13 protein-coding genes are annotated in these 15,945 nt (G+C 68.0%); 10 read left to right on the forward strand and 3 right to left on the reverse strand.

All coding sequences use genetic code 11. The annotated features are described in order from the left end of the window. Nucleotides 1-38: 38 nt before the first annotated feature. A complete protein-coding gene (locus tag CLV49_RS02660; protein WP_106562152.1) occupies nt 39-1,442 on the reverse strand; it encodes a cation:dicarboxylate symporter family transporter in 1,404 nt (467 codons plus the stop codon). A 161-nt stretch (nt 1,443-1,603) separates the two neighbouring features. Between CLV49_RS02660 and CLV49_RS02665 the strand changes: the two genes are divergently transcribed. Beyond that, nucleotides 1,604-3,292, forward strand: a complete 1,689-nt coding sequence (locus CLV49_RS02665) for a sensor histidine kinase (protein ID WP_243696792.1) — start codon at nt 1,604-1,606, stop codon at nt 3,290-3,292. Continuing rightward, on the forward strand, nt 3,289-3,984 hold the full coding sequence (locus CLV49_RS02670; protein ID WP_106562153.1) for a response regulator: 696 nt from the start codon (nt 3,289-3,291) through the stop codon (nt 3,982-3,984). The genes CLV49_RS02665 and CLV49_RS02670 overlap by 4 nt, the downstream gene beginning before the upstream one ends. Before the next feature lie 65 nt (nt 3,985-4,049). Here CLV49_RS02670 and CLV49_RS02675 read toward each other — a convergent pair whose 3' ends face one another. Continuing rightward, complete coding sequence (locus tag CLV49_RS02675) at nt 4,050-4,871, reverse strand: hypothetical protein (RefSeq protein ID WP_106562154.1); 822 nt, start codon at nt 4,869-4,871, stop codon at nt 4,050-4,052. A 194-nt stretch (nt 4,872-5,065) separates the two neighbouring features. Here CLV49_RS02675 and CLV49_RS02680 point away from each other — a divergent pair, with 194 nt between their 5' ends. Next, nucleotides 5,066-6,031 carry a DUF4097 family beta strand repeat-containing protein gene (locus CLV49_RS02680; RefSeq protein ID WP_208019915.1) on the forward strand — a complete coding sequence of 322 codons (966 nt, stop codon included), beginning with the start codon at nt 5,066-5,068 and terminating at the stop codon, nt 6,029-6,031. Continuing rightward, nucleotides 6,028-6,651: a PadR family transcriptional regulator gene (locus CLV49_RS02685; protein WP_106562155.1), complete on the forward strand. Its 624-nt coding sequence runs from the start codon at nt 6,028-6,030 to the stop codon at nt 6,649-6,651. Before CLV49_RS02680 ends, CLV49_RS02685 begins: the two co-directional genes overlap by 4 nt. Nucleotides 6,652-6,744: 93 nt before the next feature. Here CLV49_RS02685 and CLV49_RS02690 read toward each other — a convergent pair whose 3' ends face one another. Further along, entirely contained in the window at nt 6,745-7,098 is a 354-nt protein-coding gene (locus tag CLV49_RS02690) for a cupin domain-containing protein (protein WP_106562156.1), read from the reverse strand. 214 nt (nt 7,099-7,312) lie between these two features. On the opposite strand from CLV49_RS02690, the gene CLV49_RS02695 reads away from it, so the two are divergent. From CLV49_RS02695 to CLV49_RS02720, 6 genes are all read left to right on the forward strand, one after another. Further along, on the forward strand, nt 7,313-8,959 hold the full coding sequence (locus CLV49_RS02695) for an amidohydrolase (protein ID WP_106562157.1): 1,647 nt from the start codon (nt 7,313-7,315) through the stop codon (nt 8,957-8,959). A gap of 13 nt (nt 8,960-8,972) precedes the next feature. Then, nucleotides 8,973-10,097 carry an ABC transporter ATP-binding protein gene (locus CLV49_RS02700; RefSeq protein ID WP_106562158.1) on the forward strand — a complete coding sequence of 375 codons (1,125 nt, stop codon included), beginning with the start codon at nt 8,973-8,975 and terminating at the stop codon, nt 10,095-10,097. A 2-nt stretch (nt 10,098-10,099) separates the two neighbouring features. After that, entirely contained in the window at nt 10,100-11,239 is a 1,140-nt protein-coding gene (locus CLV49_RS02705; protein ID WP_106562159.1) for an ABC transporter substrate-binding protein, read from the forward strand. Next, the gene (locus tag CLV49_RS02710) at nt 11,236-12,174 is read left to right on the forward strand and encodes an ABC transporter permease (RefSeq protein WP_106562160.1); all 939 of its coding nucleotides are present in this window, start codon (nt 11,236-11,238) and stop codon (nt 12,172-12,174) included. Before CLV49_RS02705 ends, CLV49_RS02710 begins: the two co-directional genes overlap by 4 nt. After that, a complete protein-coding gene (locus CLV49_RS02715; RefSeq protein ID WP_106562161.1) occupies nt 12,171-13,094 on the forward strand; it encodes an ABC transporter permease in 924 nt (307 codons plus the stop codon). The genes CLV49_RS02710 and CLV49_RS02715 overlap by 4 nt, the downstream gene beginning before the upstream one ends. Before the next feature lie 274 nt (nt 13,095-13,368). After that, nucleotides 13,369-15,909 carry a LamG domain-containing protein gene (locus tag CLV49_RS02720; protein ID WP_106562162.1) on the forward strand — a complete coding sequence of 847 codons (2,541 nt, stop codon included), beginning with the start codon at nt 13,369-13,371 and terminating at the stop codon, nt 15,907-15,909. The last annotated feature ends 36 nt before the right edge of the window (nt 15,910-15,945 follow it).

Below are 15,945 nucleotides of genomic sequence, written 5' to 3' on the forward strand. Positions count from 1 at the left end.
TGGCGCCCTCGGGACGGTTCTGCAGCCCTCGCGGGCGATCAGCGGGACAGGGTCGGCTGCTCCGCGAGCTCGGCGGCGGACGCGTCCTCCGCGGGGACCGACGGGCCGTGGTCGTCAGTGGCCATCGTCGCCTCGTCGAACGGGCGGCGACCCGACAGCACCTCGGTGATCTGCTCACGGTCGAGCTGCTTCGTCCAGGTTCCCACGAGCACGGTGGCGACCGCGTTGCCGGTGAAGTTCGTCAGAGCGCGAGCCTCCGACATGAAGCGGTCGATGCCGACGATGAGGCCGACACCGTCGACGAGGTCCGGACGGTTGGCCTGCAGACCGCCCGCGAGGGTCGCGAGGCCCGCACCCGTGACACCGGCCGCGCCCTTCGACGCGATGATCATGAAGGCGAGGAGGGCGATCTGCTCGCCGATGTTCATCTGCACGCCGAGGACGTCGGCGATGAAGATCGACGCCATGGTGAGGTAGATGGCCGTGCCGTCGAGGTTGAACGAGTAGCCGGTGGGCACTGTGATTCCGACGACAGGCTTCGAGACGCCCACGTGCTCCATCTTGGCGATGAGTCGCGGAAGCGCGGCCTCGGACGATGAGGTGCCGACGATGAGGAGGTACTCGCGGCCGAGGTACTTCATGAGGCTGAAGATGTTGACGCGGCTGACCGTGAAGAGAATCGTGCCGAGCACGACGACGATGAAGAGGATGCAGGTGATGTAGAAGGCGAGCATGAGCGAGCCGAGGCTGATGAGGGCGTCGACGCCCGCCGAGCCTGTCACGGCCGCGATCGCACCGAAGGCACCGACCGGCGCGACCCACATGATCATGTACAGGATGCGGAAGACGAGCAGCTGGAACGACTTCACGGCCTCGAGGATCGGGGCGCCCTTCGCACCCAGCTTCTGGATGCCGAAGCCCACGAGGAGTGCGACGAAGAGCACCTGCAGCACATTCTCCCCGACGAGAGGCGAGACGAGCGTCGTCGGGATGATGCCGAGGATGAACTCCGTGGTCGTCTTCGCCTCCTCCGTTCCGGCGCCGTCGTACTGCAGACCGGACACGTCGAGGCCGGTTCCCGGCTGGATGAGGTTTCCGACCACGAGACCGATGCCGAGGGCGAACGTCGACATCACCATGAAGTAGAGGAGCGCGAGCCCTCCCACCTTGCCGACGGTCGCAGCCTTCGCGATGGACCCGACCCCGATGACGATCGTGCAGAAGATGACGGGCGCGATCATCATGCGGATGAGGGAGACGAACCCCTCGCCGATCGGCTTCAGACCGACCGCGAAGGCGGGGGCGGCGAGTCCCACGATCACGCCGGCCAGAACGGCCAGGATGACGGCGATGTACAGCCAGTGCGTGCGATCGGCCTTCTTCCGCGGCGAGCGCCCGGCGGCGTCGGATGCGGAGCCGTGAGGGATGAGCTTCTGTGACATGAGCTGCGGCGCTCCTTCCGCCGCACCTCTGTGTGCGGCCTGACGATGTCGGCAATCCTCCGACCCGGCGTCGTCGAACGGGAGCTTGTGGTCGTAATGGTCGCGGGAAGGTTCGTCGACACGGCTGCGGCCCTGTCGGCGCTCGGTGCGATGATGGGGCCGTGCGGATCCTGCGGCGGACGACGATAGCGAAGCGGCTCTTCGCGCTGCAGCTCGTCGGCATCGTCGTGTTGATCGCGGCGGGCCTCACCCTGTGGTGGTTCCAGGCTCGGGCTGACGCCGAGAGGGACGCGACAGCGACGAGCCGTTCCGTCGCGCTCGGCGTCGCGGACAACCCTTTCGTGCTCGAGGCCCTGGACGATGCGTCGCCGAGTGAGCGACTGCAGCCGTACGCCGTGGAGCTCATGCGCGACACGGGCGTCGACTTCGTCACGATCATGGCAACCGACCGAACGCGGTACACGCATCGTGACCCCGACGAGATCGGTCGACCGTTCATCGGCAGTATCGAGCGCGCTCTCGACGGCGAGACCTTCAGCGAGACGTACGCCGGGACCCTCGGGCCGTCGGTCCGAACGGTCGCGCCGATCGAGGACGACGAGGGACGCGTCGTCGCCCTCGTGTCCGCCGGCGTCACGCTCACGAACATCGATCGCTCCTTCGAGCAGGTCCTCCCCGTGGCCGCCGCCGCTGCCCTCGCCATGGCAGCACTCGGAGCCGTGGGGTCGTTCGCCCTCAGCCGTTATCTGCGGAGGGTGACCGGAGGTCGGGGGCCGGAGGAACTCGCGAGCATGTTCGCGTACTACGAGTCGGTCCTGCGGTCCGTGCGTGAGGGCCTGGTCGTGACGGACGGACGCGAACGCGTCCTGCTGTACAACGATCAGGCGGCGACCCTCCTCGGCCTGCCCCGCTCGCCCGGATCGATGCGGCCCGTGCCTCTCGCGCAACTCGACCTGCCGCCGTCCGTGCGGGAGCTCCTCGAGACGGGGCGCGTCGCCGTGGACGAGACGTATCTCACCGACGAGCGGATCCTCCTCGTCAATCAGCAGCCGGCCGGTGAGGGCATCGGGGGCACGACCGACGGCGCCGGTTCCGTGACCACCATCAGGGACCGCACGGAACTCGAAGTCCTGACGGGAGAGCTCCGCTCGGCTCAGACGCTGTCGGCAGCACTGCGGTCGCAGACCCACGAGTTCTCGAACCGGCTGCACACCATCGTGTCGCTCATCGAACTCGGCAGGGCCGGCGATGCCCTCGAATTCGCCGAGGGGCAGCTGGGTGCGAGCCAGCGACTCGCCGACCGCGTCACGGGGGCCGTGAGGGAACCGGTGATCTCGGCGCTCCTCCTCGGGAAGACGACGGAGGCGACCGAACGGGGAATCGACCTTCATCTGGACACGGATCCGAGGCTCGGTCGGGTTCGCGTGGATCCTTCCGACATCGTGACCATCCTCGGCAACCTCGTCGACAACGCCCTCGATGCGGCCGGTGGCGACGAGCCGTGGGTGGAGGTCTACCTCGGCCTCGACGACGACGATCTGGATCGCGACACCGGCTCATCCGGTGACTCGATCGACACGCTCGTCCCGCTCGTCCTGCACGTGTCCGATTCGGGGAGCGGGCTCGCCGACGGCGAGATCGATCAGGCCTTCGAACGGGGGTTCTCGACGAAGGCGCAGGGCGAACTCGGTCGGGGCTACGGCCTCGCCCTCGTCCGTCAGACGGTCGCACGACTCGGCGGCAGCATCGAGGTGACACGAGAACCCCGATCGGAGTTCACGGTGGTCCTGCCTCACGCCGTCGCCGTTCGAGAGACCAACGACGCGGCCACGGACGGGGGCATGCCATGACGGGGAGCGAGCGGGTCACACGCGTGCTGGTCGTCGAGGACGAGCCGGTGGCGCAGGCCGCCCACGCCGAGTACGTCAGGCGTCTCGACGGATTCGAGACGGCGGCTGTGGCCGGAACGGGCGCCGAGGCCCTCGCGGCTCTGCGCGCCGATGCGAGCATCGACCTCGTCCTCCTCGACATGAATCTGCCGGACGTGCACGGGATCGACCTGTGTCGGCATCTCCGTTCCGCCGGCTTCGAGGTCGACGTGATCGCGATCACCGCGGCCCGCGAGCTGTCCGTGGTGCGCGCCGCGATCTCCGCGGGGATCGTGCAGTATCTCATCAAGCCGTTCTCCTTCCCGGCATTCGCCGAGAAGCTGCGCGCCTACGAGTCGTTCCGTCGGTCGTTGTCCGAGACGGGATCCGTCACGACGCAGCGCGAGGTCGACCTGACACTCGCCACGTTGCGGCCCGCGCCCGCGGGTCCGAGTCTCGCCAAAGGCCTCTCGGAGGACACACTCACCGCGGTCGCCGATCTCCTGCGGGCAGCCGACGGAGGGATGTCCGCGACGGAGATCGCTGCACTCGGCGACATGTCCCGCGTGACCGCACGACGCTACCTCGAGCACCTCGCCGACAGCGGTCGCGCCGAGCGACGCCCCCGCTACGGCAGCCCGGGACGCCCGCAACTCGAGTACCGGTGGCTCTGAGAGTCGAATCCGCGACGACCGGGCATCCCCGAGGTCCCCGGGCAGAACGAGGGTGAGCACCGAGGTCACCTCGGGATCTCGAGACGGAACCGCCCCAGCAGGTCGCGCGCCAGTGCGTCCGCCTGCGACGCCGGGGTGTCGATGCAGGCGAGCGCGAACACCACGGCCCGTCCGTGCTCGACGGACGTTCGCGCCGACACCACCACGAAGGACGCGCCGGCTGCCGACTGTTCCGCCGGGACGAGGGCGACGGTGGCGAACTCGACCGCGCTCCCTGCCTGAGCGAGCGGAAGCCAGGTCGTCGCGGGGTGCGGATCGGACCGCGTCTCGGCGCCCCCGAAAGCGGCAGCTCCGATGGAACGGGCGAGTTCCTCGGACACCTCCGCATCCGTGTAGCCGTCACGGACGGCGCCCCGGCCGAGAGCGGCCCCGATGTCGACGACCTCGGCGGTGACGCGACACCGGTCATCGACCCACACCGTTCGACCCGAGAGCCGGCTCTCCGTCCAGTCACCGCCCGGTCCACCTGCCACCCTCATGCGGGAGTCCGAGAAATCGGCGAAACCGTCGAGTCTCCACACGTCGTCATCGATCCGCGAGGGTGCCGTCGACGAGTCACGGCGGGCGCGTCCGTCGGGCGAAGGCCCCGCCTCGTTCCCGCGATCGGCAGCGCCCGGCGCGTCGCCGCCTTCGCGGGCACTCGGACCCACGACGTTCGAGGCTCCGTCGACGACCATCGTCAGCCCGGCGACGACAGCCGTCGTCGCCAACGTCACGTGAAGGAGCCAGAGGGCGACGAGAGCGACGACGATCGTGGCCCTGACCGGCAGGCCGATCGTCCCCTGCGCTGCCCCTGTCCCCGTCGATCCCGTGTGCGTCATGTCCATGTGATTCCTCCCCATCCAGACCAGAACGGTAGGTGCATCGCTCGGCACGGGATCCGAGGGCGAACCCGATCGGTGGAGAAGTCGGAGTGCCGACGGGTGTGGATGACGGGTCGGACGCGCTCGGCGCTTGACCGAGGACACATCGAGTTATATCGTGATTCCAAGACGCGATATATCGTGACGAGAGGACCATCATGGCGCTGGAGAAATGGATCATCGTCCCGGGACAGACCCGGGTGATCGACATCGAAGTCGTGCGTTCACTCAAAGTGAGCCTGCTCGGCGGGCAGATCGACATCATCGGGCACGACGAACCCGGCGCCCGCGTCGAGGTCCACTCCGTCGAGCAACGTGATCTGAAGATCTCGATCAACGGAGACCTGCTCGAGATCGATCACCCTCAGCTGCGATGGGACAACGTCGGCGACCTCCTGAACGCCTTCGGCCGGAACACGGCGAAGGCATCCCTGAGCGTCCTGGTCCCCCGATCCATCGCCCTCACACTCGGCAGCGTCTCGGCCGACGCCCTCGTCACGGGCATCACCTCGAGGACGCGCCTGTCCACGGTCAGCGGGGAGATCCAGACGGAGGGACTCGACGGAGAACTCGTCCTCCACAGCGTCTCCGGCGAACTGAGTGCCCAGAACTACACCGGCTCCCTCTCGGCCGACTCGGTGTCCGGCGACATCACGCTCTCCGGCTCGATCGACCGCGTCAAGGTCGACACCGTGTCCGGCGACGTCTTCGCCGACATCGACGGACGCTGCGACCGCATCCGCGTGAACAGCGTGTCGGGAACCCTCACGGCGCGTATCGACGACACCGTCGGAGCGGTCTACACCGTCAATACCGTGAGCGGCACCCTCCAACTCGACGGCCAGGTCGTGAAGGGCACGCGGGGCCGTGGGTACCACCAGACGGTGGCGGGATCGGATGACTTCTCGGTCGAGATCGTCGCCAACACCGTGTCGGGTGGCGTCTCGGTGATCCGCCGAGCGCCCCGCCCGACCACGCCTCCCCGACCGGACGACGGCCCGCTCCACGACGCCGACGACTTCCTGTCGGGCGACACGTTCGCCGACGACTTCGCTCCGAGCGGTGATCGCACGGGTGACGGCCTCGACGGCGACCCGGCCACCGACCAGGACGGCCCGCGATGACGCCCCCGGTCTTCTCGCACGGCAGCCTCCGGCTGTACCTTCTCAAACTGCTCGATGAGGCGCCCCGCCACGGCTATGAGCTCATCCAAGCGCTGAGCGAACGCTTCGGCGGCACCTACAGCCCCAGCGCGGGGACCATCTATCCGCGCCTCGCGAAGCTCGAGGAAGAAGGCCTCGTCACGAAGGCGAGCGACGGACGCAAGACCGTCTATCGGATCACCGACGCCGGGCGCGCGGAACTCCGCGCGCGCGGCGAGGAGCTGGGCCGTGTCGAGTCGGAGGTGACGGACTCCGTCAGGCGGCTCGCGCACGAGGTGCGTTCCGACGTGACCGCGGCGATGAGGAGCCTCAAGGCGGATCTCGCATCGGCCGCACGCGATGCCCGTCAGTCGGCCTCACGGGTGCCGCCGGTCGCACCGACGCAGCCGGACGACCGCACGTCGTCACGACTCGCGCTCCAGGAGGCCGAGCTGGCGCTCAACGCGTTCCGGCACGACACGCGAGCATCGCTCCGCACGCACATCGCGTCAGGCGGGTCGTTCACGTCCGCGCAACTCGCCGACCTGCGGGCAGAGCTCGAACGCAGCACGGAAGCCGTGCGGCGACTCCTGAATCCCTGAGCCTCCGGTCGCCCCCACGGCGCCGGCACCCGAGACCGTCGGGGGCCGGCGCCGTCGTTCGTCGCGGGGCGGGCGCCCCGGACGCCTGGGCCCTCACGGCGCCAGGTAGAGCTTCCGAATGGTGCGCGTGACCGTCCATCGCGTCCGGCTGCCCGCAGCAAGCCTCACGAGGTCTCCTGCGCCGATCACGACGCCTTCCCCCGTGTCGAGGAAATCGATCGAGCCGTCGCCCGAGAGCACGACGAAGACCTCATCGGCCTCGGTGTCGAACGCGACGCCAGGTTCCATCTCCCACACCCCCATGGAGACGACGTCGCCTCCGCCGTCGACGACCGGTCCGAGTTCGGTCCACCGGGTGGGAGGGGCCCCGTCGCCCGCGTCCAGCGGATCGAGTGCGACGTCCGCCAGATGCAGGACGGAGTTCGGCGCGGGAACGAGGTCTGGCATGGGTGCCTCCGAGTCGTCTCAGGGTGTCCCCGACACGGTATCAGTCGAGAGAAGGCCCTATCGCAAGCGTTTCCGTTGAATGCGGGCGCTTCGATTGCCGTTTCAATTGTGTAAATCTCCGAGCGGGGGTATTCCCTTTCGGCCCCGCACACAACAGAATTCCCGTACTGCGCGAAACGCTCATCCACCGCGTTCGCCGACGGAAGGGTCACCCATGCACCACGGTCGCACACCCGAAGCGATCCTCATCACCGGTGGACGGGTCTACCTGGACGGTCACGTCCAGGACGTCCCGGTCGCACTCGTCGACGGGAAGGTCGCCGCGATCGGCGACGACGCCGTCGATGCGCTCCCTGCCGCGCCCGCCGAGACGATCGACGCGGCCGGAGGCCTCGTGATGGCCGGCTTCCAGGACTCGCACATCCACCCGCACCACGCGGGCAACACTCTCATCACGTGCGACCTGTCGGAGCAGGAGACGATCGACGACTACCTCGCGACGATCGCCGCCTACGCCGCGGCCAATCCCGACCGTGAGTGGATCACGGGTGGCGGCTGGGGCATGGACCTCTTCCCCGGCGGAATCCCGACGAAGGACCTCCTCGATCGCGTCGTGCCCGATCGCCCCGTCTACCTCCCCAACCGTGACGGTCACGGAGCCTGGGTCAACTCCCGCGCCCTCGACATCGCCGGCGTCACACGCGACTCGATCGATCCGATATCCGGCCGCATCGAGCGCGACGCAGCAGGCGACCCCGTCGGCTGTCTTCAGGAGGGCGCGATGGAGCTCGTCTCCGCCCACGTGCCGCCCCTCAGCGACGACGACGTCGACGCCGGGTTCCTCCTCGCGCAGACGCAGCTCTTCGCATGGGGCGTCACGGCCTGGCAGGACGCCATGGTCGAGTCCGGCGATCGCGGCCTGGACAACCTCGCCTCCTACCGTCGCCTCGACGCCGACGGTCGCCTCGTCGCACGCGTCGTCGGCGCCCAGTGGTGGGAGCGGGAGAAGGGACTCGACCAGATCGAGGCATTCGTCGCGAACCGCGACGCCGTGGCCGGCGAGCGCTTCAGCGCCGGCAGCGTGAAGATCATGCAGGACGGCATTGCCGAGAACTTCACCGCCGCGATGCTCGAGCCCTACCTCGACGGGTGCGGGTGCTCCACCTCCAACGCGGGCAAGAGCTTCGTCGAGCCGGGCATGCTCACCGAGGCCTCAGCTGCGCTCACGGCCGCGGGCCTCCGGGTGCACTTCCACACGCTCGGCGACCGCGCCGTTCGCGAGGCGCTCGACGCGATCGAGTCGACCCCCGGCATGGTCCGCCCCCTCCTCGCCCACCTCCAGGTGATCCACCCCGACGACATCGCCCGATTCGCCGGCCTCGACGCCGTCGCGAGCATCCAGCCGCTGTGGGCACGCCACGAATCCCAGATGGACGAGCTCACGATCCCGTTCCTCGGCTCCCGCCGCTCCGCGTGGCAGTACCCGTTCGCGAGCCTCCGGCGCGCCGGAGCGACCCTCGCCCTCGGCTCGGATTGGCCCGTGAGCACCGCGAATCCTCTCGAGATCATGCACACGGCCGTGACCCGCTGTCCTCCCGGTCACGCCTCCAATCCCCTCGCCGGCGAGCAGGCGATCTCCCTCTCCGACGCGATCGTCGGATACACCGAGGGCAGCGCGTACGCCAACGCCGACGAGCACCGAACGGGCCGGATCTCCGTGGGCTACGACGCCGACATCACGATCCTCGACCGTGACCTCTTCTCCGCCCCGACAGCGGAGATCGCCGACGCTTCCGTGGCCTACACGATCGTCGGCGGACGCGTGGTGTTCGAAGCACCCTCGACGGGCGGAAACGCCTGATGGAAGGACGACGATGACGACTCATCTGGTCGACGAGGCCCGAGCCGGAGAGGTCACGCTGAGCGGCGTCTCCCGCATCTACGGCAAGAACTACGCCGTGCGCGACCTCGACCTGCACGTCAACGCCGGCGAGTTCATCTCGCTCCTCGGCCCGAGCGGGTGCGGCAAGACGACGACGCTGCGGATGATCGGAGGGTTCGAGTACCCCGACACGGGGTCGATCTCGATCGCCGCGAAGCACGTGGAGGCGCTCCCGCCCCACAAACGGCCGGTGAACACCGTGTTCCAGGCGTACGCCCTCTTCCCCCACCTCTCCGTCGCGCAGAACGTCGCGTACGGGCTGCGGTATCAGAAGACCCCGAAGAACGAGGTGCGGGAGCGCGTCGCCGAGGCACTCCAGATGGTGCGGATGGGCACGTTCGCCGAGCGGATGCCCGCGCAGCTCTCCGGCGGGCAGCAGCAGCGCATCGCTCTCGCCCGTGCCCTCGTCAACCGGCCGGCCGTGCTCCTGCTCGACGAGCCGATGTCCGCCCTCGACCGCAAGCTCCGGGAGGAGATGCAGATCGAGCTGAAGCTGCTCCAGCAGCAGCTCGGCACGACCTTCGTCTTCGTGACGCACGATCAGGAGGAGGCGATGACGATGAGCGACCGCATCGCCGTCATGAACTCCGGTCGTCTGGAGCAGATCGGCCCGCCGTCCGCTGTGTATGACGACCCGTCGAGCGCATACGTCGCCGGCTTCATCGGTCAGCAGAACTTCTTCACCGGCACCCTCTCGGGTGGACCGGGCGCCTGGACCGTCGAGGTTCCGGGCGGCACGCTCGTCTCGTCGCGCGAACCGGCCGGTTCCCCCGTAGCCGGGGCGCCGGCGGAGGTGGCGGTCCGGCCGGAGCACGTCAGGATCTCGGAGACGCCCTCGGGAGACCGGAACGAGATCCGCTCGACCCTCATGAGTGTCAGCCAGCTCGGTTCCGCCCTCCAGATCGTCACCATCACCCCCGACGGACTGAAGATCATGGCGCGCTCGCCCCGCAGCGTCGACGTGCCCACGACCCCTGGTGCCGACGTCTACTGCAGCTGGCCGGCCGACGCCGTCCACGTCTTCCCCACCCCCACAGCACCCACCGAAAGCGAGTGACCATGTCAGACAAGCCCGTTCGCGTGCTCCTTCCCGAGGCCATGGCCAAAGGACTCTCGCGCCGCATCTTCCTCGGCGGTGCGCTCGGCCTGGGCGTCTCCGCGACGCTCGCGGCCTGCTCGACCGGCGGTGGCGGCGGGAGCTCCTCCGGCGGCCTCAACATCTACACGTGGGGCGAGTACGACGACCCAGACGTGCTCAAGGCCTTCACGGCCGACAACGGTGCCGCGATCACGATCGACAGCTACGGCTCGAACCAGGAGATGATCTCGAAGCTCGTCACCGCGAGCGGTACGAGCGGGTACGACCTCTGCGTGCCGACGCACCAGTACATCCCGCAGATGGCGGCGTCGAATCTGCTCGAGGAGCTCGACCACTCGAAGCTCCCCAACATGGAGAACCTCGACCCGGCGTACATCGACCAGGAGTTCGACCCGGGCAACAAGTACTCCGTGCCGAAGGACTGGGGCTCGACGGGCTTCGTCTACGACACCACGATCATCACGCGTGAGCTCACCTCGTGGGCCGACTTCTGGGACGCCGCACAGAACGAGGCGAGCGGCAAGCTCTCCCTCCTCGAGGACCCGGGTGAGATCGCCTACGCCTACTTCCTGTGGAAGGGCATCGACCCGAACACGACGGACGAGGGACACCTCGAGGAGTACCGCGTGTTCATCACCGAGACGATCGCGCCCCACGTCCAGGCGTTCGAGTCGTACCCGAGTGGCACCATCGCTCAGAACGGGCGCACCCTGGCCCACGCGTGGAACGGCGACGCCCGACAGGGCATCCTCAACAACGCCGATCGTGAGCGCTACCGCTACGTGACGCCGTCGGAGGGCGGCAACCTGTGGCAGGACAACTGGGCGATCGTGAAGGGTGCGCCGAACGCCGACGCCGCACACGAGTTCATCAACTACGTGCTCGACCCCGAGGTCTCCCTCCAGGAGCTCGTGTACATCGGCTACAACACCGCGGTCACCGGCATCGAGGAGATGGCGGCGGATGCGGGCGTCGAGATGCCCGAGCTCATCTTCTTCACGGACGAGCAGGTCGACAAGCTCGTGTTCGCGCAGCTCACGGATGCCGAACAGACCATCGTCTCGATCTACGACGAGCTGACGGCGGCGGCGGGACAATGACGGCTGTCGCGGCGGCACCCCCGCGCGCGAAGCGGCGGTTCACCGGTTCGGTGGGGCTCCTCGCCCTCCCGATCGCCGTGTGGCTCGTGTTCTTCTTCATCGTCCCGTTCGGGCTCATCCTCTGGTACAGCTTCGGCGAGAAGCCGAGCCTCTACGTGACGCACTCGAACGACGTCCTGTCGCTCGCCCGCTACGTCGAGGCGCTCGATCCGGCGTTCCTCACGACGTTCTGGCGGACGACGCAGATCTCGATCACGGGAACCGCGCTGTGCCTGCTCATCGGTTTCCCGATCGCGTACTGGATGGCCGTCAAGCTGTCGCCGCGTGCGCGCGGCATCGTGCTGGCCCTCGTGCTCGTGCCGTACTGGACGAACTTCCTCGTGCGCACGATCGGGTGGCAGATCACGCTGAGCCCCGAGGGCTTCCTCTCGGACTTCCTCAACGCGGTCGGGGTGCTGAACGGTCCGCTGCAGGTGCTCTACACGCAGCAGGCCGTGCAGCTCGGTGTGGTCTACAACTACCTCCCGCTCATGATCCTGCCGCTCTACGTGGCGCTCGAGCGCATGGACCACCGTCTCCTGGAGGCGAGCCGCGACCTCGGCGGCAGCTGGTGGTCGAGTTTCTGGAGGGTGACCGTCCCGCTCGCCCGGCCGGGCATCATGTCGGGCATGATCCTCGTGTTCGTTCCGCTCATGGGCGACTACATCACGCCGAGTGTGCTCGGCGGCGCGTCGGGCAGCATGGTCGGGCAGATGGTGGCCGGTCAGTTCCAGAGGGCCCAGAACTGGGCGCTCGGTTCGGCGATGGCCATCGTGCTCATGCTGGCGATCCTGCTCGTCGTGATCGCCTTCGGTGTGCTCTTCAAGCTCATCGGGGTCGCGCTCGCGCGGTTCCGCCATCTGGGCGATCTGGACAGGACGGGGGCGATCTCATGACCGCGACGGTGGAGACGTCGACGACCGAGCGTGCGGCCACGGCGAGCGCCACGGAGCCACGGTCGCGCAAGCGTCCTCCGGCTGTGGGCGATGCACTCCTCGGCGTGTGGGGCATCGGAGGCCTCCTGTTCCTGTTCTTCCCCGTGCTCGTGATCGTGGCGTATTCGTTCAACACGGGTCGACAGCTGCAGTCGTGGCAGGGGTTCGGGTTCGACTCCTACGCAGCGGCTTTCAACAACCCCACGATCGTCGCGACCATTCAGGTGTCGCTCGCGGCTGCGGCCGGCTCGGCCGTCGTCTCGACGATCCTCGGTTCGTTCGCCGGGGTGGCCCTCGCTCGGCGCGGAGGCCGGTGGACCGTGTGGCTCATCGCGCTCCTCGGCCTCGCGATGGTGACGCCCGAGATCGTGAACGCCGTCTCGCTGCTGCCGTGGTTCGTCACGCTGGGTGCGGACTGGGGCCTCTCGATCTTCAACCTGGGTCAGGTGCGGCTCGTGATCGCTCACTCGCTCTTCGCGTGCGCGGTGGTCACGTTCATCGTTCGCGCGCGGATGGCAGGGCTCAACGAGTCGCTCGAGGAGGCGGCCGCCGACCTCGGCGCCCCACCGATCCAGCGGTTCTGGACGATCACGTTCCCCCTCATGCGGCCGGCGGTGATCTCGGGCGCCCTGCTCTCGTTCACGCTCAGCCTCGACAACACGGTGCTCTCGAGCTTCGTGTCGGTCGCCGGTTCCACGCCGTGGCCCGTGTACGTGTTCGCCTCGCTCCGATCGACGCTGCGGCCCGAGATCGCCGCCATGTCGACCGTGATGCTGCTGCTCACCCTCGTGGCGCTCGGCCTCGTGGCGGTCGTGCTGAGCCGAGCGAGCAAGAAGACGGGAGAGGGCTCGAGCCTCGCCCAGACCTTGGCAGGCGGCTGACGCTCCCCCCCTCCCTCCCCCGGGACCCCATTAAGATCGCGATCCACCATGAAATTTCAAGGTGGATCGCGATCTTTTTGGGGTCTGGGGGGACGAGGAAGGGGGCGCCTGTCACCCCGCAAAGGCCGTGACGGGCCGTGCCACCCGGACGAGGGGATGGGGAGAACCCGAGCCGTCGAACGTGAGGAGATGTCACACTTTCTCGGGTAGGTGCTGGGGGAACGGCGCCCGGGGGCTGTCCGAACCGAATCGTCGGGCAGAGATTGAGAGATCCATGAACACCGTCAGTGCGCCCGCGCGCGCCGTCCGAACACCGCGTCGCCGTCCTCAGCGACGGGCGTTGATCGCCATCGTCGCCGCTGCCGCGACACTCGCCGTGAGCAACGTGGTCCCTCTGTCGCCGGCTCTTGCCGACACCCGACCGGCCGACACGGCGGTGCCGCAGACCGTCTCGTCCGACGGCCTGCCGACCGCCCAGATCGGCACAGGACTTGCGCACGAGAAGGGCGACAACATCAACGGCGGCGTGGTCTGGGACCAGGTCGTCGTCGGCGATGTGGTCTACGTCGGCGGCGACTTCCAGCGTGCCAGGCAACCGGGCGACGGGGCGGACAAGGCTGTCGAGAGGAAGAACTTCCTCGCCTACGACCTGAAGACGGGCGCTCTGCTCGACGTGAACATCCCCTTCAACGCCCGGGTCCGCTCACTCGCGGCTTCTCCCGACGGAAAGCGGCTCTATGCCGCCGGCTCCTTCACCACGGTCGCCGGACTCACTCGCTACCGCATCGCCGCGATCGATCTGACGACGGGCAGTGTCGTGTCCGATTTCAAGCCCTACCTCAACTCGTCGGCGTACACGGTCGCCGCATCGGCCACACGCGTCTACGTGGGGGGCGCGTTCGCGAGCGCCGGCAAGGCCGAGGGGTTCGATCGGGTCGCCTCGTTCACGCTCGACGGCCAGGTGGACCGCGCCTGGAATCCGAAGCCCCGTGTCGACCCCAAGGGCGTTCCCAACGGAATGTACGGCGGGACCAAGAAGAAGATCACGGGCAGCGACCTCGTTCAGGCCATCGTGGTCTCGCCTGACGGGAGCAAGGTCGTCATCTCCGGCAACTTCAATTCCCTGAACGGCTCGAACCCCCTCGACACCAACCAGTCGGGCTACGGCATGGGCATGGTCCGCGCCGACAACGCGCAGATGCTGCCGTGGAAGGTCAACAAGGTCGTCCGCAACGCCACGAGCAACTCGGCCGTGACATCGCTCTCGACCGACGGCGAGTTCGTCTACGGCACGGGCATCTGGACCACCGTCCACAAGGGCGGGAACTTCGAGGGGACCTTCAAGGCCTCATGGGACGACGGTCGGCTCGACTGGGTCGAAGACTGCCACGGCGACACCTACTCGGCGTTCTCGCATCGTGACGTCGTCTACAAGGCGAGCCACGCGCACGCCTGTGACACGTTGGGCGGTTTTCCGGAGCGATCGAATACGGCGTCCCACGGCAAGTGGTACCGCGCGCTCGCGCTCACGAAGGAGCGCACCCGCACTCTGACAGCCACGCCGAGGACGACATACGTCAACTTCGCGGGGAATCCCGCGCCGTCTCTCCTCGATTGGTACCCCGACCTCCGCGTCGGCACCTACACGGGCATGACCCAGGCGGCGTGGGACGTCACCGCCTCCGGCGACTACGTCCTCATGGCCGGTGAGTTCGTGGCGGTCAACGGCGTCTCACAGGCAGGCCTCGTCCGGTTCGCCTCCCCGGACATCGCACCGAACAAGCAGGGGCCCGTCCTCTCAGGCGCCGATGTGACCCCGACCGTCACTGGAATCCAGGGCACATACGTGCGGCTCGAGTGGCGCGCGAACTACGACTTCGACAACGGCTCTCTGCAGTACGACGTATTCAGGGACGGCAACACCACCACCCCGGTGTTCACGAAGACCGTCCGGTCCAATTTCTATATGCGTCCCGTCATCAAGGCGACCGACGGGTACCTTGCTCCCGGCACCACACACACGTACAGGATCCGAACCAGCGATCCGTTCGGCAATCAGACCTGGGGCGAGACGGTCAGCTATACGGCACCGAAGACCGGCGCTCTGGCCTCGGACGGCCAGCGCTCGACCTACGACTCTGCGGTCCTCGCCGACCAGCCGTCAGCGTACTGGCCGATGAGTGAGTCGAGTGGAGCGCTCGCCGTCAACTGGGCCGGGACGAACCATGTCAACTCGCTGAGCGCTCGCGTGCCCGGCGCGGAGGTTGCCCGCAACCCGAAGGCTCGTGCCTATTCGCTCTCCGGGACCACGTGGGCGGCCACTGCGGCAGCAGAGCCGACGTCGGCGACGTTCACCACCGAGCTGTGGTTCAAGACCACGACGAAGACCGGCGGCACACTCGTCGCGCAGACGACGAAACGCGATCTGACCTCTGCATTCGATCGCGCCGTCTACATGGACACAGCCGGTCGGATCCTCTTCACGGCGACCGATGGGACGGCGAAGGCGATCAGCACCAAGGGAGCGTTCAACGACGGCCGGTGGCACCACCTCGCAGTCACGATCGGTGCATCCGGCACCACCATCTACGTCGACGGCACGGCACGCGTGAGCCGCGCAGACCTCCGAACGGGTGCGATGCTCGGCGGGCGAGCGTTCTGGGCCGTCGGGGCGCACAATCTCGCCGGGCGCCACCTCGCACCGGCGGCCAACGGCCACTTCGCGGGGTCGCTCGACAACATCGCGTCGTACAACCGACCGCTCACGGCTGCGGAGGTCTCCGCCCACTACACGGCGGGAGTGGCGAAGCCCTGACCCGGCTCCGCCCACGCAGGGACGTCCTCTGCGCAC

The organism is Labedella gwakjiensis (assembly GCF_003014675.1).
In the GTDB taxonomy this organism is placed as follows: domain Bacteria; phylum Actinomycetota; class Actinomycetes; order Actinomycetales; family Microbacteriaceae; genus Labedella; species Labedella gwakjiensis.